The 18,428-nt window shown below is 71.0% G+C and carries 17 protein-coding genes and 1 tRNA gene; 5 read left to right on the top strand and 13 right to left on the bottom strand.

All coding sequences use genetic code 11. The features are described from left to right. Positions 1 to 16: 16 nt before the first annotated feature. Positions 17 to 502, top strand: a complete 486-nt coding sequence (locus NP095_RS03100) for a MarR family winged helix-turn-helix transcriptional regulator (RefSeq protein ID WP_232417454.1) — start codon at positions 17 to 19, stop codon at positions 500 to 502. A gap of 12 nt (positions 503 to 514) precedes the next feature. Here the strand turns inward: NP095_RS03100 and NP095_RS03095 are convergent, their stop codons facing one another. The 8 genes from NP095_RS03095 to rsmI all read right to left on the bottom strand — a co-directional run bounded on the left by NP095_RS03095 (position 515) and on the right by rsmI (position 9,672). Further along, on the bottom strand, positions 515 to 2,293 hold the full coding sequence (locus NP095_RS03095) for an ABC-F family ATP-binding cassette domain-containing protein (RefSeq protein WP_232417456.1): 1,779 nt from the start codon (positions 2,291 to 2,293) through the stop codon (positions 515 to 517). Further along, entirely contained in the window at positions 2,293 to 3,210 is a 918-nt protein-coding gene (locus NP095_RS03090; protein WP_306173279.1) for a 4-(cytidine 5'-diphospho)-2-C-methyl-D-erythritol kinase, read from the bottom strand. Before NP095_RS03090 ends, NP095_RS03095 begins: the two co-directional genes overlap by 1 nt. 48 nt (positions 3,211 to 3,258) lie before the next feature. Continuing rightward, the gene (rsmA, locus tag NP095_RS03085; protein WP_232418543.1) at positions 3,259 to 4,149 is read right to left on the bottom strand and encodes a 16S rRNA (adenine(1518)-N(6)/adenine(1519)-N(6))-dimethyltransferase RsmA; all 891 of its coding nucleotides are present in this window, start codon (positions 4,147 to 4,149) and stop codon (positions 3,259 to 3,261) included. After that, a complete protein-coding gene (locus NP095_RS03075; RefSeq protein WP_283251689.1) occupies positions 4,122 to 5,204 on the bottom strand; it encodes a resuscitation-promoting factor in 1,083 nt (360 codons plus the stop codon). Before NP095_RS03075 ends, rsmA begins: the two co-directional genes overlap by 28 nt. 119 nt (positions 5,205 to 5,323) lie before the next feature. Then, positions 5,324 to 6,181, bottom strand: a complete 858-nt coding sequence (locus NP095_RS03070) for a TatD family hydrolase (protein WP_232417458.1) — start codon at positions 6,179 to 6,181, stop codon at positions 5,324 to 5,326. A gap of 3 nt (positions 6,182 to 6,184) precedes the next feature. After that, on the bottom strand, positions 6,185 to 7,765 hold the full coding sequence (metG, locus tag NP095_RS03065; RefSeq protein WP_232417460.1) for a methionine--tRNA ligase: 1,581 nt from the start codon (positions 7,763 to 7,765) through the stop codon (positions 6,185 to 6,187). 45 nt (positions 7,766 to 7,810) lie between these two features. Continuing rightward, entirely contained in the window at positions 7,811 to 8,833 is a 1,023-nt protein-coding gene (gene fgd / locus NP095_RS03060; protein WP_232417464.1) for a glucose-6-phosphate dehydrogenase (coenzyme-F420), read from the bottom strand. Next, positions 8,830 to 9,672 (bottom strand): 16S rRNA (cytidine(1402)-2'-O)-methyltransferase, encoded by an 843-nt coding sequence (gene rsmI / locus NP095_RS03055; protein WP_232417466.1) that lies wholly within the window; start codon positions 9,670 to 9,672, stop codon positions 8,830 to 8,832. Before rsmI ends, fgd begins: the two co-directional genes overlap by 4 nt. 103 nt (positions 9,673 to 9,775) lie before the next feature. Here rsmI and NP095_RS03050 point away from each other — a divergent pair, with 103 nt between their 5' ends. The 4 genes from NP095_RS03050 to NP095_RS03035 all read left to right on the top strand — a co-directional run bounded on the left by NP095_RS03050 (position 9,776) and on the right by NP095_RS03035 (position 15,049). Then, the gene (locus NP095_RS03050; RefSeq protein ID WP_232417470.1) at positions 9,776 to 11,296 is read left to right on the top strand and encodes a dolichyl-phosphate-mannose--protein mannosyltransferase; all 1,521 of its coding nucleotides are present in this window, start codon (positions 9,776 to 9,778) and stop codon (positions 11,294 to 11,296) included. A gap of 110 nt (positions 11,297 to 11,406) precedes the next feature. Next, positions 11,407 to 12,447 (top strand): LLM class F420-dependent oxidoreductase, encoded by a 1,041-nt coding sequence (locus tag NP095_RS03045; RefSeq protein WP_232417472.1) that lies wholly within the window; start codon positions 11,407 to 11,409, stop codon positions 12,445 to 12,447. Between the two features lie 92 nt (positions 12,448 to 12,539). Continuing rightward, a complete protein-coding gene (locus NP095_RS03040) occupies positions 12,540 to 13,154 on the top strand; it encodes an ATP-binding cassette domain-containing protein (protein ID WP_232417474.1) in 615 nt (204 codons plus the stop codon). Next, positions 13,154 to 15,049 (top strand): YhgE/Pip family protein, encoded by a 1,896-nt coding sequence (locus NP095_RS03035; RefSeq protein ID WP_232417476.1) that lies wholly within the window; start codon positions 13,154 to 13,156, stop codon positions 15,047 to 15,049. Before NP095_RS03040 ends, NP095_RS03035 begins: the two co-directional genes overlap by 1 nt. A gap of 12 nt (positions 15,050 to 15,061) precedes the next feature. Here NP095_RS03035 and NP095_RS03030 read toward each other — a convergent pair whose 3' ends face one another. The 5 genes from NP095_RS03030 to sepX all read right to left on the bottom strand — a co-directional run bounded on the left by NP095_RS03030 (position 15,062) and on the right by sepX (position 18,398). After that, positions 15,062 to 15,433, bottom strand: a complete 372-nt coding sequence (locus NP095_RS03030; RefSeq protein ID WP_232417478.1) for a fluoride efflux transporter FluC — start codon at positions 15,431 to 15,433, stop codon at positions 15,062 to 15,064. Next, on the bottom strand, positions 15,430 to 15,882 hold the full coding sequence (locus tag NP095_RS03025; protein WP_232417480.1) for a fluoride efflux transporter FluC: 453 nt from the start codon (positions 15,880 to 15,882) through the stop codon (positions 15,430 to 15,432). The genes NP095_RS03030 and NP095_RS03025 overlap by 4 nt, the downstream gene beginning before the upstream one ends. A 77-nt stretch (positions 15,883 to 15,959) precedes the next feature. After that, positions 15,960 to 17,105: a hypothetical protein gene (locus NP095_RS03020; RefSeq protein ID WP_232417482.1), complete on the bottom strand. Its 1,146-nt coding sequence runs from the start codon at positions 17,103 to 17,105 to the stop codon at positions 15,960 to 15,962. Between the two features lie 167 nt (positions 17,106 to 17,272). Further along, positions 17,273 to 17,345, bottom strand: a tRNA-Ala gene (locus NP095_RS03015). A gap of 69 nt (positions 17,346 to 17,414) precedes the next feature. Further along, complete coding sequence (gene sepX, locus NP095_RS03010; protein ID WP_232417484.1) at positions 17,415 to 18,398, bottom strand: divisome protein SepX/GlpR; 984 nt, start codon at positions 18,396 to 18,398, stop codon at positions 17,415 to 17,417. Between the last annotated feature and the right edge of the window lie 30 nt (positions 18,399 to 18,428).

Raw genomic sequence — 18,428 nt, 5'->3', positions numbered from 1 at the left:
GACTACCGTGAGAAGCATGGACGAGGTCGACCAGATCGTCGCGGCGTGGCGGGTGGAGCGGCCCGACGCCGAAGTCACTCCCCTGGAGGTCTTCAGCCGGCTCACGCGCCTGGCCAAGCACCTCGAGCGACTGCGCAAGCAGGCCTTCGCGACCCACGAGCTCGAGGTCTGGGAGTGGGACGTGCTCTCCGCCCTGCGTCGCTCCGGCGAGCCCTACGAGCTCTCCCCCGGCCAGCTCGTGGCCGCCACCATGGTCACCAGCGGAACGATGACCAACCGGGTCGACCGACTCGTCTCCCGCGGCCTCGTGCAGCGTCACCCGGCGCCGTCGGACCGGCGAGGCGTCCTCGTCCGGCTGACCGCCGACGGCCGCGCCCGTGTCGACGGTGCGCTCGACACCCTGCTGGCGCTCGAGAGCGCGATCCTCGAGGACCTGCCCGAGGCCGAGCGTGAGCACGTCGCCCAGGCGCTGCGCACGCTGACCGCGCACTTCAACGGCTGAGCCTTCGCGGGATCAGCCCTCGAGAGCGGCCGAGACCTCGAGCCACGCCTCCTCGGTGCGCTCCAGCTCCTCGACCAGGGGACGCCGCTCGGCGTCGAGGGTCATGAGCCGGTCGGGCTCGGTGGACGCCTCGACCATCGCCCGCTCCAGATCGGCGATCTGGGCGGTCAGCTTCTCGATCTGACGCTCGAGCCGGACCACGTCCTTCTTCGCCTGACGCTCGGCCTGGCCGCCACGCTGGGTGGCCGCCTGGGGCTGCGGCGCGGTCGGCACCGACGCGGGGGCGTGCGCCTGGATCGGACCCGCGGCGCGCAGCCGCAGGTACTCCTCGACGCCGCCGGGCAGGTGGCGCAGGTGGGAGTCCAGGACGGCGAACTGGTGGTCCGTGACGCGCTCGAGCAGGTACCGGTCGTGCGAGACGACCAGCAGCGTCCCGGGCCACGTGTCGAGCAGGTCCTCGATCGCCGCGAGCATGTCGGTGTCCATGTCGTTCGTCGGCTCGTCGAGGATCAGCACGTTCGGCTCGTCGAGCAGGATCAGCAGCAGCTGGAGCCGGCGGCGCTGGCCACCGGACAGGTCCTTCACGGGAGTCGTCAGCTGGGCCGACGTGAAGCCCAGCCGCTCGAGCAGCTGGCTCGGCGTCATCTCCTTGCCCTCGGCCACGTAGGCCGTCCGGCGGCGTGCCACGACCTCGCTGACGCGGTCGTCGGCGATGGAGTCGAGATCGGCCAGGTCCTGTGTCAGCGCGGCGATCTTGACCGTCTTGCCGTGCTTGACGCGACCGGTCGTCGGAGTGACCGTGCCGGTCACCAGACCGAGCAGGGTGCTCTTGCCCGCGCCGTTGGCGCCCAGGATCCCGGTGCGCTCCCCCGGCGCGATCCGCCACTCGACGTCACGCAGGACGGGGCGCCCGTCGTACTCGACCGAGACGTCGAGCAGGTCGACGACGTCCTTGCCCAGGCGCGCGGTGGCGAGCTTGGCCAGTGACACCGAGTCGCGGATCGGCGGCTCGCGCTCGATCAGCTCGTTGGCCGCGTCGATGCGGAACTTGGGCTTCGACGTGCGGGCCGGGGCGCCGCGGCGCAGCCAGGCCAGCTCCTTGCGCATGAGGTTCTGTCGGCGCTCCTCCGAGGCCGCCGCCTGCCGGTCGCGCTCGACACGCTGCAGCACGTACGCGGCGTAGCCGCCCTCGTACGCATCCACGCGGGCGTCGTGGACCTCCCACGTCAGCGTGCAGACCTCGTCGAGGAACCACCGGTCGTGGGTCACCACGAGCAGCGCCTCGGTGCGCCGCTTCACGTGCTCGGCCAGCCAGGTGACGCCCTCGAGGTCGAGGTGGTTGGTGGGCTCGTCGAGCACCAGCACGTCCCAGCGGCGCACGAGCGTGCGCGCCAGGGCCACGCGGCGGCGCTGGCCGCCGCTCAGCGTGCTGACGATCGCCTCGTGGTCGATGTCGCCCATCAGTCCGGACAGCACGTCCCGGATCGCGGGGTCGGACGCCCACTCGTGCTCGACCCGGTCGCCGACGACCGAGCGGATGGCCGTCTCGTCCGCGTCAAGGACGTCGGACTGCTCGACGACGCCCACCTGCAGGTCGCGGCGCCACGTCACGCGGCCGGAGTCCGGCTCGAAGCGCTTCGACAGGATCCGCAGCAGCGTGGACTTGCCGTCGCCGTTGCGGCCGACGACACCGATCCGGTCGCCCTCGGCGACGCCGACCGTGACGTCCTCGAGCACGGTGCCGGAGGGGAAGGACTGGCCGATGCGCTCGGCGACGATGAGGGGAGGCATCAGACGACCCGCGCTCCGAGGACGGGACCGTGGGACTGGATGACGTCGGCGGCGCTCGCGGCGCTGGTCAGCACCATCGCCAGGTCGAGGGCGTGCTGCTCCGAGGCGGCCAGGAACACCGTCGTGGGGCCCGATCCGGAGATGATCGCGCCCAGCGCACCGGCCCGCAGCCCGACGTCGAGGGTGTCGGCCAGCTCGGGACGCAGCGACAGTGCGGCCTCGGTCAGGTCGTTGCTCAGGGCCTTGCCGAGCGCGTGGGCATCGCCGGCCCGCAGGGCGTTCAGCAGCTCGTCCGGCACCTCGGGCTCGACGGGGGCGTCGGGCGTGATCCGGTCGTACTCGGCGTAGACGGCGGCCGTCGAGAGGCCTTCGGCCGCCGTGACGAACACCCAGTGGTAGCTGCCGCGGGCGAGGACGGGACTGACGGTCTCGCCACGGCCACCGCCGATGGCGATGCCGCCGTGCAGCAGGAACGGGACGTCGCTGCCCAGCTCGGCCGCGAGGGGCTCGAAGTCGTGGCGGGACAGGCCGCCGCCCCAGAGGTCGTTGCACCCGACCAGAGCGGCCGCCGCGTCGGCCGAGCCACCGGCCATGCCGCCGGCGACCGGGATGACCTTGCGGATCACGATGTCGGCGCCCAGCGACTCATCACCGAGCCGTCGGCGCAGCAGGCGGGCCGCGCGCACGGCGAGGTTGTCGTCGCTCTCGGGTACGACCGAACCCTCGGGCAGAGCGACCTCGGTGTTCACCGCGACGGTGATCTCACCGTCCTCGCGGGCGGTGATCCGCAGCTCGTCGTGCAGGTCGACGGCCTGGTACACCGTGGCCAGCGGATGGAAGCCGTCCGGGCGCGGACGACCCACCCCCAGACACAGGTTGATCTTGGCCGGAACGCGCACGGTCACCTTGGACACCACGGTCCCCAACCTAACGGCCTCGCTCACTGGTCCAACGCCCGGCGGAGGTCAGCGGGCCGGCAGCGCGGCCGCGATCGCGGCGAACTGCTCGACGGTCAGCTGCTCGCCGCGCGTACGGGGGTCGATGCCGGCCGCCACCAAGGCCGCCTCGGCTGCCTCGCCGCCGCCCGCGTAGCCCGACAGCGCGGCGCGCAGCGTCTTGCGACGCTGGGCGAAGGCGGCGTCGATCACCGCGAAGACGGTCTTGCGGTCGCCGGGCAGCGGCTCGTGGCGGGTCATCGCGACCAGCGCCGAGTCGACGTTCGGCGCCGGCCAGAAGACGTTGCGCCCGATGTTGCCGGCCAGCCGCACATCGGCGTACCAGGCGGCCTTGACGCTGGGGATGCCGTACGTGCGCGATCCCGGTCCCGCCGCGAGCCGGTGTGCGACCTCGGCCTGCACCATCACCAGGACGGTGCGCAGCGAGGGGAACCGCTCGAGGAAGTGCAGCAGGACCGGCACCGACACGTTGTACGGCAGGTTCGCCACCAGCGCGGTCGGCGCCGGCCCCGGCAGCTCGGTGACGCGCATGGCGTCGGCGTGCACCAGGTCGAAGCGATCGAGCGCGCCCGGCGCGAACTGCTCGATCGTCGACGGGAGCCGGGAGGCCAGCGCGTCGTCGATCTCGACCGCCGTGACGTGGCGGGCCCGGTCCAGCAGGGCCAGGGTCAACGACCCGAGGCCGGGTCCGATCTCGACGACGACGTCGTCCGGGCCCACGCCCGAGACATCGACGATGCGCCGGACCGTATTGCCGTCGATGACGAAGTTCTGGCCACGCTGCTTGGTGGGACGCACTCCTGCCTCCTCGGCCAGCCGACGGATGTCGGCAGCGCCGAGCAGGCGGACGGTGTCGTCCGGGCGGGAGTCGTTCAGTGGATGCCGACCTTGGACGCGCAGGACCACTGGCCCCAGCCCGAACGCGCCTGCAGGATCTTGGCGAACTTGATCTGCGTCGCCTTGCTCTGCTCGTGCGGGTACCCCGGGCCGCCGACACTGCGCCACGTGGCGAGCGAGAACTGCAGACCGCCGTAGTAGCCGTTGCCGGTGTTGATGCTCCAGTTGCCGCCGGACTCGCACTTGGCGATCCGGTCCCAGACGCCGCCGTCGATCGACGAGTCGGGCGTCTTCGGTGCGGGCTTGGCCTTGGTGCCGCGCTTCACGACGCCGGTGACCGGCGGCCGGACCGAGCTGCGGGAGATGACACGGCGCTCACGCAGCTTGCCGTCAGCCAGGATCAGCTCGACCTTCGCGCGGTCGAGTCCGTCGCGGCCCTCCTTGACGACCTCGGTATCGCCCTTGAACAGCGACGGGTCGGACGAGTAGGTGACCTTGTGGTCGACCTCGATCTTCTCGGTGCGCGTGACCTTCTTGATCCGGACGACGCGCAGCGCCTGACGCGGCTTGAGGTACGAGCCCAGGCCCGGCTTGATCTCGTCGAGCTTGCCGACCTCGACCCCGTGCTGCTCGAGCAGCGACTGGACGGTGGGAGCCGCGGTGGTGAGCGTCTTCTTCTCGCCGTCGACCTTCAGGGTGACGGGCTTCGGGTTGCTGACGACGACACTGTTGCCGTCGCGGCTCAGCCGCTCGTCGGGCGCCATCGTGAAGACGGCCCCCTCCTTCGGCTGCACGTTGAGCGACTCGAGGGCACCGGCCACGTCGACGTCGTGGACGGTCTTCTGGCTGATCTTGCCGTCGACGACGAGCGTGACGGCCTTCGCTCGGCGGACCTTGACGACGTCACCGTCGTCCAGATCGCTGACGGGGGCAGGGCTGACCCGGTCGGTTGCGGCCACGTCCACGTTCTTCTCGGCGAGGAGCTCGCCGACCGAATCGCTCTCCGTGCGGACCTGCGTGACGACGCCGTCGACATCGACGCTCACCAGCTGGTCGTAGGTGGAGGCCTGAACGACGCCGCCTACGGCGACGACCAGACCGGTTGCCAGAGCACCCATGACGAGCGCGTTCTTGGCAGTGATTTCAGGTAACAGACGGGGCACAAACAACCTCAGGGTTTAGGAAGTACAACCAATCCACCATGCGTGACTGGGCCTGGGATATCAAGTCCTGTGAGTCAGACCACGATATCGCCGCGCTCGGGCCAGTGTCCGCCGAACGCCCGATCGGTGTTCTCGTCGATGGCCTCGCACAGGTCCGCGAGGTCGGTGTCGAGCACCTCGGCCATGAACCGGACGGTGTGCGGAATGAGGAAGGACGCGTTCGGCTCGCCCCGGTGCGGCATGGGGGTCAGGAACGGCGCGTCGGTCTCGACGAGGATGCGATCGCGCGGCGCGATCCGCAGCGCGTCGCGCAGGTACTCGGCGTTCTTGAACGTGACGGTGCCGGCGAAGGACAGGTAGGCGCCGCGGTCCAGGCAGCGCCGCGCGAAGTCGGCGTCCCCGCTGAAGCAGTGCATGACGACGCGGTCAGGCACACCCTCGTCGTCGAGGACCGCGAGCACGTCGTCATGGGCGTCGCGGTCGTGGATCACCAGCGTCCGGTCATGGCGCTTGGCGATCCGGATGTGGCGGCGGAACGCGTACTGCTGCGCCGGCCGGCCCTCGGCGCCGGTGCGGAAGTAGTCCAGTCCGGTCTCACCGACCGCGCGCACCACCGGGTCGGCCGCCAGGCGGTCGATCTCGGCGAGGTCGTCCTCGAGAGTGTCGCTGCGGGCGGCATCGTTCGGGTGCATCGCCACGGCGGCCACGATGCTGGGCTGCTGCCGGGCGATCTCGACCGCCCACCGCGAGCTCTCGAGGTCGCAGCCCACCTGGACGGTGCGCGTCACGCCGACGGCGGCGGCGCGGTCCAGCGCCTCGTCGACGGGGATCAACGCTCCCCCGCGGATCCGCGTGTCGAGGTGGCAGTGGTTGTCGACGACCGGGCGCGGCAGCGGCTCGGGGGCCTGCGGCCAGCCGTCGGTGAGGCTCACGGCTCAGTCCTTGGCGAGGTCGATGCGCGGGAACAGCGACGGCACCTTGGTGATGGTGGCGCCCGGTCGCAGCCGGCCCCACGTCGCCACCTCGTCGAGGCGCTGGTCGGCGACCGGCCCGAGGTCGGGCTCGGCGCCGAGGGACTCCCACAGCGAGGTGGTGGCCTTCGGCATGACGGGGTGCAGCGTCACGGCCAGGACGCGCAGGCCCTCGGCCGCGGTGTTGAGGATCGTGCCGAGGCGCTCGCGCTGGGACTCGTCCTTGGCGACGGCCCACGGCTCGGACTCGGTGATGTAGAGGTTGAGCGCGTCGACGATGCGCCAGATCGCCGTGAGGGCGTCCTGCGGGGCGATGCGCTCCATGGCCTCGTCGGCCTCGGCCACGGCCGTCGCGACGGTGTCGACGATGTGCTGCTCGGCGTCGCCCAGCGGACCGGCCGCCGGCAGCTCGCCGTCGAAGTACTTGCCGATCATCGCGGCCACGCGCGAGGCCAGGTTGCCGAAGCCGTTGGCCAGCTCGGCGTGGTACCGCGCGCCGATGTCCTCCCACGAGATCGAGCCGTCGCTGCCGAACGTCAACGCCCGGGTGAAGTAGTAGCGGTACGCGTCGGAGCCGAACGTCGCCACGATCTCGTTGGGATGGATGCCGTTGGCCTTGCTCTTGCTCATCTTCTGGCCGCCGACGAGCAGCCAGCCGTGGGCGAAGACCCGGTGCGGCACGGGCAGGCCCGCCGCCATCAGCAGGGCCGGCCAGATGACGGCGTGGAACCGGACGATGTCCTTGCCGACGAGGTGGACGTTCGCGGGCCACAGGTCCTCGAATCGCTCCTCGTCGACGCCGTAGCCGGCCGCCGTGACGTAGTTCAGCAGCGCCTCGATCCACACGTACATGACGTGCGAGTCGTCCCACGGCAGCGGGATGCCCCAGTCGAAGGTCGAGCGCGAGATCGACAGGTCCTTGAGGCCGCCGCGCACGAACGCCAGCACCTCGTTGCGCGCCGACTCCGGCTGCACGAAGTCGGGCCGCTCCTCGTACAGCTCGAGCAGCTTGTCGGCGTACTTGCTCAGCGGGAAGAAGTAGTTCTCCTCGGTCACGTGCTCGAGGCGGCTGCCGTCGAGGGTCGAGATCTTGAAGCCCTCGTCCTCGCCCTCGCCGTCGGCCACGTACTCATCGGCGACGAACTCCTCCGAGCCGACGCTGTACCAGCCCGAGAACTCGCCGCGGTACACCTCGCCGCGGTCGTGCAGCGCCTGCCAGAACGCCTGGGCGCCCTTCTCGTGGCGCTGCTCGGTCGTGCGGATGAAGTCGTCGTTGGCCGCGTCGATCGTGCGCAGCATCGGGAGCCACTCGTTCTCGACGAGGCGGTCGACCCAGTCCTGCGGGGAAACGCCGTTGGCCTCGGCCTTGCGCAGGACCTTCTGGCCGTGCTCGTCGACGCCGGTCAGGAACCAGACGCGCTCGCCGCGCTGGCGGTGCCAGCGGGTCAGGACGTCGCCGATCGTGGTGGTGTAGCCGTGCCCGATGTGGGGCGCGTCGTTCACGTAGTAGATCGGCGTCGTGGCGTAGAAACGAGGTTCGGGCACGCTCCCGAGTCTAGTGAGCCCTCCGGCGGCGGCTCGTCCCGGCGGTCAGCGGTCGCGCAGGCGCGGGGCCAGGTCACGCTCGAACAGCTCGAGGAAGCGGTTCTGGTCGTTCCCCGGCGCGTGGAACACGAGGTGGTTGAAGCCCCAGTCGACGTACTGACCGATCATCTCGACGACCTCGTCGGGGTCCGACCCGACGATCCAGCGCTTGGCGATCTGCTCGATCGGCAGCGCGTCGGCGGCCTTCTCCATCTCGACCGGGTCGGTGATGGAGTGCTTCTGCTCGGGCGTGAGCGACAGCGGCGACCAGAAGCGGGTGTTCTCCAGCGCCAGCTCGGGATCGGTGTCGTAGGAGAGCTTGATCTCGATCATCCGGTCGGCGGCCCGGGGGTCGCGCCCGGCGGCCTCGGCGCCCTCGCGCATCGCCGGCAGCAGCTTCTCGGTGTAGAGCTCGGGGCCCTTGCCCGAGGTGCAGATCGAGCCGTCGCCCATGCGTCCGGCGTACTTCGCCACGACCGGGCCGCCGGCCGCGATGTAGACCGGGATCGGCTCGTCGGGACGGTCGTAGATCGAGGCGTCGTGCGTCGAGTAGTACTCGCCCTCGAACGACACCCGCTCGTCGGACCACAGGGCCCGCATGAGGCGCACCGACTCGCGCAGCCGCGCGAACCGCTCCTTGAACTCGGGCCAGTCCTGCTCGCCTGCGCCGCGGAAGCCGGTGGCGATCTCGTTGAGCGCCTCGCCGGTGCCGACGCCCAGCACGATCCGCCCCGGGTACAGGCAGCCCATCGTCGCGAACGCCTGGGCGATCACGGCGGGGTTGTAGCGGAACGTCGGGGTCATGACGGACGTACCGATGACCACGGAGTGGGTCCGCTCGCCCACCGCGGTCATCCACGCGAGCGAGAACGGGGCGTGCCCGCCGACGTGGCGCCAGGGCTGGAAGTGGTCGCTGGTCCAGACCGACTCCATGCCGTGCGCCTCGGCGGCGACGGCGTACTCGACCAGGTCGCGCGGCCCGAACTGCTCGGCCGAGGCCTTGTACCCGAGCTTCAGCGGCTGACTCATGTGGACTCCTTGGGGGCGTGGGCGGCGGCGTAGACCACCTTGCGGGAGATTCCGGTGCGCCGCGCGACGTCGGCGATCGCGTCCTTGGTGCTGAGCCCCTCGGCGCGGGTCTGCTCGACCAGGGCCGCGAGATCGGACTCGGCGAGGTCCTCGGGGGCGGCGGGCTCGGCGCCCGAGACCACGATCGTGATCTCGCCGCGCACGCGGTCCCCGTCACCGGCCCACTGCGCGAGCTCGGACAGCGGCCCGCGCATGACCTCCTCGTACGTCTTCGTCAGCTCGCGGCAGACGGCAGCGCGACGGTCGGGCCCGAAGGCGTCCGCCATCGCGGACAGGGTCGCCGCGGTGCGGTGCGGGGACTCGAAGAAGACCATCGTGCGCGGGTCGGTCGCGAGGGTGCCGAACACCCGAGCGCGCTCCCCCGCCTTGCGGGGCGGAAAGCCCTCGAAGCAGAAGCGGTCCACCGGAAGTCCGGAGACCGCCAGCGCGGTCAGCACGGCCGAGGGACCCGGGATCGCGGTGACCGGCAGGTCCTCGGCCACGGCGGCGGCGACGATCCGGTAGCCGGGGTCCGAGACGCTCGGCATCCCGGCGTCGGTCACCAGCACGACGGTCCGGCCGGCCCGGAGATCCTCCATCAGCTCGGCGGTGCGCTGCTCCTCGTTGCCCTCGAAGTACGAGACGACGCGAGCCGTGACCTCGACGCCCAGGTCGGCGGCCAGCCGCCGGAACCGGCGGGTGTCCTCCGCCGCGACGACGTCGGCCTCGGCCAGCGCGGGGGCGAGCCGCCCGGAGGCGTCCGCCACGGTTCCGATGGGGGTCCCGGCGAGGATCAGCACCCCTCGATCCTGCCACGGCGCCCCGCGGAGCGAGCGGCCCCGATGTAACTGCGAGTTCACAACCCTCTCCCGCTCGAGCCCCACTCTGGCTAGGGTGTGCCGGGTGACTCTGCTCGACAACATCAGCCTGCGCGCCTGGGGGTGGATCGGGCCGATCGCCGTGGCGTTGCTGGCCTTCGTCCTGCGAGTCTGGAAGGTCTCCAGCCCGAACTCGCTGACCTTCGACGAGACCTACTACGCCAAGGACGCCTGGGGGCTCCTGCACGGCGGCTACGCGCGCGACGCGGTCGACGGCGCCAACGAGCGGATCATCAAGGGCGAGACGGACGTCTTCACCCAGGACCCGACGTGGGTCGTGCACCCCGACGGTGGCAAGTGGCTGATCGCGTTCGGCGAGAAGCTGTTCGGCCTGACCCCGCTGGGCTGGCGCTTCGGCGCCGTCGTCGTGGGCTCGCTCACCGTCCTGGTGCTGGCCCGCCTCGTGCTGCGGCTGACGGGATCGATCGCGCTGGCCTGCCTGGCCGGCCTGCTGCTGACCCTGGACGGGCTGCACTTCACGATGTCGCGCATCGCGCTGCTCGACGTCTTCCTCGCGTTCTGGCTGGTGTGCGCCACCGCGTGCCTGGCCGCCGATCGCGACTGGCTCACCACGAAGCTGCGCGAGGTCGGTCCCGACACGTGGATCTGGCTGCGCCCGTGGCAGCTGGCCGCCGGCGCCTGCTTCGGCATGGCCATCGCCACCAAGTGGAGCGGCCTGTACGTCCTGGCCGCGTTCGGCATCACGGTCGTCGTGTGGGACATGTGGGCGCGCGGCCGGGTCGCCAGGTGGCAGGACGCCGTGATGCGAGTGCTGCGGGTCGGCATCCCCGCGTTCGTCTCCCTCGTCGGCGTGGCGCTGGTGGTCTACATCCTCACGTGGACCGGCTGGCTGCTGAACCACGACGTCTTCGAGGCGCGGTTCGGGCACGGCTACGGCGACGAGCCGGTCTGGGGCAGCGTCAGCAACCCCACCCGCGGGCCGCTGGGCGGACTGATCGACGCGTTCCGCTCGCTGTGGAGCTTCCACGTCATGACGTGGAACTTCCACACCGGCGACTACCTCGCCACCAAGACCCACCCGTACCAGTCCAACGCCTTCGGCTGGCTCATCCAGTGGCGCCCGACCAACGTCTCCTCGAACTTCGACATCGCCGCCTCCGCGTGTGGTGCGGCGGCCGAGTCCAAGTGCGTCCGCCAGGTGCTGACGGTGGGCAACCCCGCCGTCTGGTGGGTCGGCACCCTGGGGCTGATCACCGCGCTCGTGGCGTGGATCCGCAACCCCACGTGGCGCTGGAGCCTGCCGCTGGTCGCGGTCGTCGCGACGTGGGCCCCGTGGTGGATCACCTCGGGCCGCCCGATCTTCACCTTCTACGCCGTCGCGATCGCGCCCTTCATGATCGTGGCGCTGTGCCTGGTGTTCGCCGCGATCCGCCGCCGCGTCCCGGACCGGCTCTGGTGGGGCGCGATCCTGGGCTACGTGGGCGTGGTCATCGCGATGTTCTGGTACTTCTACCCGATCCTGGCCAACCGGATCATCACGTACGACCAGTGGCGCGAGCGCATGTGGTGGGACCGCTGGATCTGAGCCGATCCGCCCCTAGTCGGCTTCGAGCCCCTCGCCCCACGGACGGGGCGCATGTGGCAACGTGACCCACGACACGGGCGAGGCGCGCCCGGTGACGGAGGTGCACACGGATGAAGCTCGGACTCAGCCTCGGCTACTGGGGCAAGGGACAGCCGCCGGGTCAGGCAGCGCAGGTCGCCCTGGCCGAGGAGCTGGGATACGACTCGGTCTGGACCGCGGAGGCCTACGGCTCCGACGCCCTCACCCCGCTGGCCTGGCTGGGCGCCTCGACCGAGCGGATCAAGCTCGGCACGGGCATCGTCCAGATGTCCGCCCGCACTCCCACCGCCACCGCGATGGCCGCGATGACGCTGGATCACCTGTCGAACGGCCGGATGATGCTCGGGCTGGGCGTCTCGGGCCCACAGGTCGTGGAAGGTTGGTACGGCCAGCCCTACCCGCGCCCGCTGGCGCGCACCCGCGAGTACTTCGACGTGCTGCGTCAGGCGATCGCCCGCGAGAAGGTCGCCCACGACGGCGCCCAGATCCAGATCCCCTACGTCGACAAGTACGGCCTGAAGTCCACCGGCCTGGGCAAGTCGCTGCGCTCGACGCTGCACCCGGTCCGTGAGCAGATCCCGCTCCTGCTGGCCGCCGAGGGGCCGAAGAACATCGCCCTGTCGGCCGAGATCGCCGACGGCTGGATCCCGTTCTTCTACTCGCCCCACGACGCGACCTTCGCCCACGACGCCCTCGAGGCGGGCTTCGCACTGCGCTCCCCCGAGCGGCTGCCGCGTGAGCAGTTCGAGGTCGCCTGCCCGGTCCAGGTCATCGTGTCCGACGACCTCGAGGCCGCGGCCGACTGGATCCGTCCCTTCATCGCGCTGTACGTCGGCGGGATGGGCGCGAAGGGCGCCAACTTCCACTTCGACGCCGTCGCCCGGCTCGGATACGAGGAGGTCTGCACGAAGATCCAGGACCTGTACCTGGAGGGTCGCAAGGACGAGGCGACCGCCGCGGTCCCCCTCGACCTCGTCGAGAAGATCGCCCTGATCGGACCGAAGGAGAAGATCCGCGACGATCTCGCCGCCTGGCGCGAGTCCGTCGTCACGACGCTCATGGTCGGGGGCGACGAGGCCACCTTGCGCCTCATGGCCGAGCTCGTGCTCTGACCCGGCCGGGGTCCGGCGGGCGTCGCTCTCCGGTTTCGGTTCCCGCCACGCTGGGCCACAGTGGAGGGAACCGACTGCCGTAGCGAGGTCCCATGCGCATCGAATCCCTGGCTGTCGCGGTGGACGGCCCTCACTCGCCCCTGCTGCGCCCCACCTCAGCGACGATCGAGTCCGGAGCCGTCACGATCATCGACGGGCCGCCGGGGACGGGCCACACGGCCTTCAGCCTCGTCGTGGCCGGCCGGATGGTCCCGTCCTCGGGGCAGGTCCTGGTCGACGGCGAGGCGGACGGGCAACGGCTGCGCCGCGAGGTGGCCGTCGTCGACGTGCCGGCGGTCTCCGAGCCCGACGAGGTCGTGTCGCTGTCGACCGCGATCGGCGAGGAGCTGGCGATGGCGCGCCTGCCCGCCCGGCCGAGGCACGTGCGGGAGACGCTGAGCCAGTACGGCGCCGATGACTGGCGTCGCACGCGCGTCGAGGACGTGCCGGCCGCGTTGCGGTTCCAGCTGCTCGCGTATCTCGCCGCCCAGCGCCCCGGCGTCCGTGCCCTCGTCCTGTGTTGTCCCGACCGTTACGGCGTCCAGGCCGACGAGGCCCTCGGGGTGGCCCGCGAGCTGGCCGACTCCGGCTACGCCGTGTGCCTGCAACTGACCACGACCACCCTGCAGGGTGTCGACCACTCGCACGCCACCCTCGGGAGGTCCTGATGACATCGCTGCGGCTCGCCCTCACCGAGCTCCTGAGACTCAGTGCCGGACTGCTCCCCCGGCTGGCCATCGCGGCGGTGATCCTGATCCCGACCCTCTACGCCTCGCTCTACCTGTGGGCCAATCACGACCCGTACGGCCGGCTCACCACCGTCGAGGCCGCGCTGGTCGTCGAGGACCGGCCCGCCGAGAGCAAGCAGAGCGGGCGCATCGACGCCGGCCGCGAGGTGGCTCGCGACCTGGTGAAGGACGGCTCGTTCGACTGGCGCGAGGTGTCCGCCGCCGACGCGGACCGTGGTGTCGAGAACGGCGAGTACCTGTTCGCCCTGACGATCCCCCGGGGGTTCTCCGAGGCGCTCGCCTCGACGGCGGACTTCGACCCCAAGAAGGGGACGCTGATCCTGACCACGAACGAGGCGAACAACTACCTCTCGGCCACGATCGCCGACCAGGTCCTGTCGAGGGTCAGCGCATCGATCGACCAGAACGTCGGCGAGAAGGCCGCTGCCGCGTTCCTGCTGGGCTTCTCGACCCTGCACGACAAGCTGCAGGAGGCCGGAGCCGGCGCCGAGAAGCTGACCCAGGGCATCGCCGAGGCGGAGAAGGGCAGCGAGCGGCTCGCCACCGGCGCCACGAAGCTGGCCGACGGGCAGGCGACCCTGCTCGAGGGCCAGCGCACGCTCGGCCGGGGCATCAGCAGTGCCGCCTCGGGCACGGCCGAGCTCGAGAGCGGCGCGCGCCAGGTGGCGGCCGGCAACGAGAAGATCGCGACGGTGGCCGACGACATCGCGGCCGCCTCCAAGACGGCCAATGAGGCGCTCCCGCAGGCGCGGGCCGACATCGCCGAGCTCCTCGACGACGTCGGACTCACCCCGGCCCAGCAGCGCCGGATCCTGGCGCAGGTCGACCAGCTCGGAGCACCGCTGAACCAGCTCAACGACAAGGTCCAGGCCACGGACGCCCAGATCGACGAGCTGGCCGCCGGCGCCGAGAAGGTCGCGAACGGGACCGCCACGCTGCGCAACGGCCTCGTCACCGCCGAGGCCGGCAACAGTCGTCTCGTCAGCGGACAGGTCGAGGCCGAGGACGGGGCGAGGAAGCTGGCATCGGGCGCGGACGAGCTGACCACCGGGCTGGGCACCGCCCGCGCGGGGTCCCAGCGCCTGGCGACCGGGCTGGAGGACGGCATCAACTCGGTCCCGGACCTCGGCCGTGAGCGCCGCGACGAGGCCGCAGAGGCCATCGCCTCGCCGATCCAGACCCGGGACGTCGCCCAGGCGTCCGCCGACAGCTACGGCGCCGGACTGGCGCCGTTCTTCCTGTGCATCGGCACCTGGGTCGGCAGCTACGTCATGTTCCTGCTGGTGCGGCCGCTGTCGAACCGCGCGATCGCGGCGCGGCAGTCCCCGTTGCGCACCGCGCTGGGAGGCTGGCTCACCCCCGCGCTCCTCGCGGCCGTGCAGGTGCTCGTCATGCTCGGCGTCGTGGTGGCGGTGGTGGGCATCGACGTGCTCCGTGCCGCGCAGGTCGCGCTGTTCCTCATGCTGGTGGCCGCGGCCTTCGTGGCCATCGTGCACTGCCTCAACGCGTGGCTGGGGCCGGTCGGTCAGTTCCTCGGGCTGGTCCTGCTGGTCCTGCAATTGGCCAGCGCCGGTGGCACGTTCCCGTGGCAGACCTTGCCCGGTGCGCTCCAGGCCGCCCACCACGTCCTGCCGATGTCGTACGCCATCGACGGCATCCGTCACCTGATGTACGACGCGGCGCTCGACAGCCTGCCGCGCGACATCGCGGTGCTCGCGGCGTACGTGGTGGGATCGGTGGCCCTGACGGCCCTCGCGGCCTATCGACGAAGGATCTGGAAGGTGTCGCAGATCAAGCCGGAGATCGCCCTGTAGATCGCCCTGGTGTCAGCGTCCCCCGAACCAGAGGCCGAGCCCGGCCGCGAGGAGGCTGCAGACGAGCATCGCGGCCGCGTGCACAGTCGCCGTCACGAGGGCACGGGAGCCGCGCTGCCGGGCCAGGCTCACTGCTTCGACGCTCGCTGCCGAGAAGGTCGTGTACCCGCCCAGCAGACCCGTCCCGACCACCGAGCGGAGGTCCGCGCCGACGCCATGGTCGCCACTGAGCGCCACGACGAGTCCGAGCAGGAACGAGCCGGTGACATTGACGAGGAGGGTTCCGAGGGGCACCCGCGAACGGACCACACGCGTCACCCATGCATCCACGACGAACCGCAGCGCCGCGCCAAGCCCTCCGGCCAGCACCACGAGGCCGATCATCGGCCGGCCTCGTCCGGATCGACCGACGTCGTCCGCGCGCCCCCGAGCAGCACACCCAGCCCCGCCGCCAGGACACCGGTGACGACGCTGCCCAGCGCGTAGGCGGTGCCCAGACCGAGCGCGCCGTCGCGCAGCAGCTCGTCGACCTCGACGATGAACGTGCTGTACGTCGTGAAGCCGCCGAGGACGCCGGTGCCCCCGGCAAGCCGCACTCGGCGACGCCCACCGCTGTCGTCACCGCGTGCCGCGAGCGCCGACACGAGCGCGCCCAGCAGGAACGATCCGGACACGTTGATGGCGAAGGTGGTCCAGGGCCACTCCCCCGGGCCTGCCGCGAACGTGTCCTCGAGCACGGCCCGCACGAGCGTGCCCACCGCGCCGCCGGTCAGGACGAGGAGCACAGGCCCCAGTGCCGACACAGGCGGGGAGGGGATGTCGGGACCGCGCACGGCCCGAGCCTACGCGGCAGGAGACGACGCTGCGGCGGGCCGCAGGCTGATCGCCCGCGACCCGCCGCAGCGGTGACCTACTTGCGGGACTTCTTCTTCAGCTTCAGCACGTAGGTCTTCGTGACCGTGCGCGCCTTGCCGCCCTTCGGCGTGTAGGTGACCTTCACCTTGACCTTGGTCGAGGCGACCTTCTTCTTCTTGAGCTGCGCGCGGAGCTTCTTGAGCGTCTTCTTCGAGGGCTTGAGCTGGACCGAGCTCTTGCCGCTCGGGCCGACGGCCTTCGCGCCGGACTTCAGGACGCCCTTGCGAGCCGAGGCGACCTGGATCTTGCCGGCGCCGGGCAGCGACAGCTTCAGCGTCAACGAGCCGTTCTTGACGTTGGCCTTGCCCTTCGCGGGAAGGCGGAACACATTGCTCGGCGCCTTGACGACCGGCGCAGCGGCCTTCTTCAGGCCCGTGCGCACGGAGATGTCCAGGACCTCGTTCCAGCCACCGTCCTGGGCGTCGTCGCCCGTGACGACCGGGGCGGCGCCCCACCAGTCCCAGCCCAAGGACACGACCGTGCCCTTGCCCGCGGGCACGGTGAAGACCGAGGCGTCACGGCCGTCCTCGCCGGTCGCGGTCGCGTACTGGACGACAGCGCCGGCCGGCAGCGACGCCACGGGGTGGGTGATGGTCATGTCGTTGTCCGGCAGACGGGCCGGCCCGGCCCGGAAGGAGCTGCCCACAGGAGCCGTGTTCGTCGAGGCGCCGGACTCGCGCCACTCCATCCTGAAGCCGAACAGGTCGTTCAGCGTCTGATCGGTGTCGGCCGCCACCACGAGGGTGCCGCCGGCCCGGGCCCAGTTCACGAGGGCGGCGCGGGCGGAGTCGCTCAGCTCCTGCGCCCAGTAGCCGTTCTCCAGCTCGGGGATGACGAACGTGTCCTTGCCCTTCAGCGCGGCGGCCAGGGCCGCGCCGTCGGTGCCGCGGAACGACGTCACGGCGTGGCCGTAGGACGTGAGGACCGCGATCATGTTGGGCCCTTCGTAGTTACCCTCGGCGACGCTCTCCGCGTCGTCGGTGGTGTCGACGAACTCGGGGTCGTTGAGGATGAGCACCTTCGCGCCGGGCTTCGCGGGGACCGCATGAGCCGCCGGCGCGGAGAAGGCGAGAGCGCTCGTGACGAGCGCCCCCGCGAGGAGGCCGGACAGCATCCGGCTGGAGTTCTTCAGGGGGATCATGCGCGTGATCCTAGGGACTGACGTGACCCCTGGTGACTCTGTTTGTCGAAGCCCATCCGAAAGAACTACATAGGTCGAAATAAAAAGACTACATAGCGCGGTACAAAAATGGGGTCCGGGGAAACGACGACGGCGCCCCCGGAAGAATCCGGAGGCGCCGTCTCGGGTGGAGCATAGGAGATTCGAACTCCTGACCTCTTCGATGCGAACGAAGCGCGCTACCAACTGCGCCAATGCCCCAAGGCCGTGGTCCAGCCTAGCAAAACCGTTTCGCCGATCACATCGGCGGGTCGGTCGGCGTGGCGTCGGTCAGTGACCGACGGCGCGCTGCTCGGTGCCGGTGTCGCCCTCGTCGCCTGGGATGCCGGGCAACTCGGTCTGCTCACCCTCGACGTGGCCGGAGGTCCAGGCGCCGGGCTGACCGAACTCGATCGTGCGCACGGTGCGGCCGGCGCGCGGCTTGCTGACGTACGTCGGGACGGTGATCGGCAGCGGGTCCCACACCGGCTCGCCGGTGGTGGCCGAGACGCTCGGGACCGCGATCTGCAGCTGCTCGTCCAGCGCGTCGGCGCCCAGCGGCGCGTCCATCTCCATGACGTTGCGGCGGTTCGGGTCGTAGTCCTCGACCTGGTCGGAGACGACCACGGTCATCTCCTCGTCGGCGGCGGTGCCACCCACGGCACTCTTCGAGCTGCCGTCCGTGACGCGGCCCGAGGCCCAGCTGAACACACGGCCGACGGCGGCCGGGACGGCGCGCAGGCGACCGGCGGCGGCGCCCAGGCCGGCCGACGAGCCACTGGTGCGCTGGCGACCGATGCCACGCTCCTGACGGACCATGACGCGGCACAGCACGAGCCAGGCGACGATCAGCCCGACGCCGATGGCCGGCGTCCAGACCACGGTGACGCGGGCGATCGCGAGACCGGAGAGGACCGCCAGCACGGCGACCAGCGTCAGCAGCACGTTGCGGCGTCGGCGGGCGGCGATGCGAGCGGCTTCGCGCGTGACGCGCGGACGCTGCGTGTCGACCGCCGGAGAAGTCCGGTCGACACGAGGGGAAGTCTTCTTCGTGACGGGGGCCGGTGCGGCCGGCGCCGGGCGCTTCAGCACGACGGGGCGCTCCTCGTCGGCGACGGTGGCCCGGCGCGGCTCGACCACGCGTCGGGTCGGTCCGTCCTGGTCCAGGGACGAGTTCTTGCCCGCCTCGTCGTAGCGACGCAGGACGAGCGGGACGAAGTACGCCGCCCACAGTGCGACGACGAATGCGACGATCAGTCCGCTGGAACCCTCCACGCTTGAAACCGTAGGTCGTGACGGACGTGA

Source organism: Aeromicrobium duanguangcaii, assembly GCF_024508295.1.
GTDB lineage: Bacteria > Actinomycetota > Actinomycetes > Propionibacteriales > Nocardioidaceae > Aeromicrobium > Aeromicrobium duanguangcaii.
This window is presented reverse-complemented; position numbering and strand designations above follow the sequence as displayed.

Bases quoted from the DNA above. Each gene is read 5' to 3' on its own strand.
- NP095_RS03100 (WP_232417454.1), top strand. From the start codon at position 17: ATGGACGAGGTCGACCAGATCGTCGCGGCGTGGCGGGTGGAGCGGCCC.
- NP095_RS03095 (WP_232417456.1), bottom strand. From the start codon at position 2,293: ATGCCTCCCCTCATCGTCGCCGAGCGCATCGGCCAGTCCTTCCCCTCC.
- NP095_RS03075 (WP_283251689.1), bottom strand. From the start codon at position 5,204: ATGGGTGCTCTGGCAACCGGTCTGGTCGTCGCCGTAGGCGGCGTCGTT.
- fgd (WP_232417464.1), bottom strand. From the start codon at position 8,833: ATGAGTCAGCCGCTGAAGCTCGGGTACAAGGCCTCGGCCGAGCAGTTC.
- NP095_RS03045 (WP_232417472.1), top strand. From the start codon at position 11,407: ATGAAGCTCGGACTCAGCCTCGGCTACTGGGGCAAGGGACAGCCGCCG.
- NP095_RS03040 (WP_232417474.1), top strand. From the start codon at position 12,540: ATGCGCATCGAATCCCTGGCTGTCGCGGTGGACGGCCCTCACTCGCCC.
- NP095_RS03035 (WP_232417476.1), top strand. From the start codon at position 13,154: ATGACATCGCTGCGGCTCGCCCTCACCGAGCTCCTGAGACTCAGTGCC.
- NP095_RS03030 (WP_232417478.1), bottom strand. From the start codon at position 15,433: ATGATCGGCCTCGTGGTGCTGGCCGGAGGGCTTGGCGCGGCGCTGCGG.
- NP095_RS03020 (WP_232417482.1), bottom strand. From the start codon at position 17,105: ATGATCCCCCTGAAGAACTCCAGCCGGATGCTGTCCGGCCTCCTCGCG.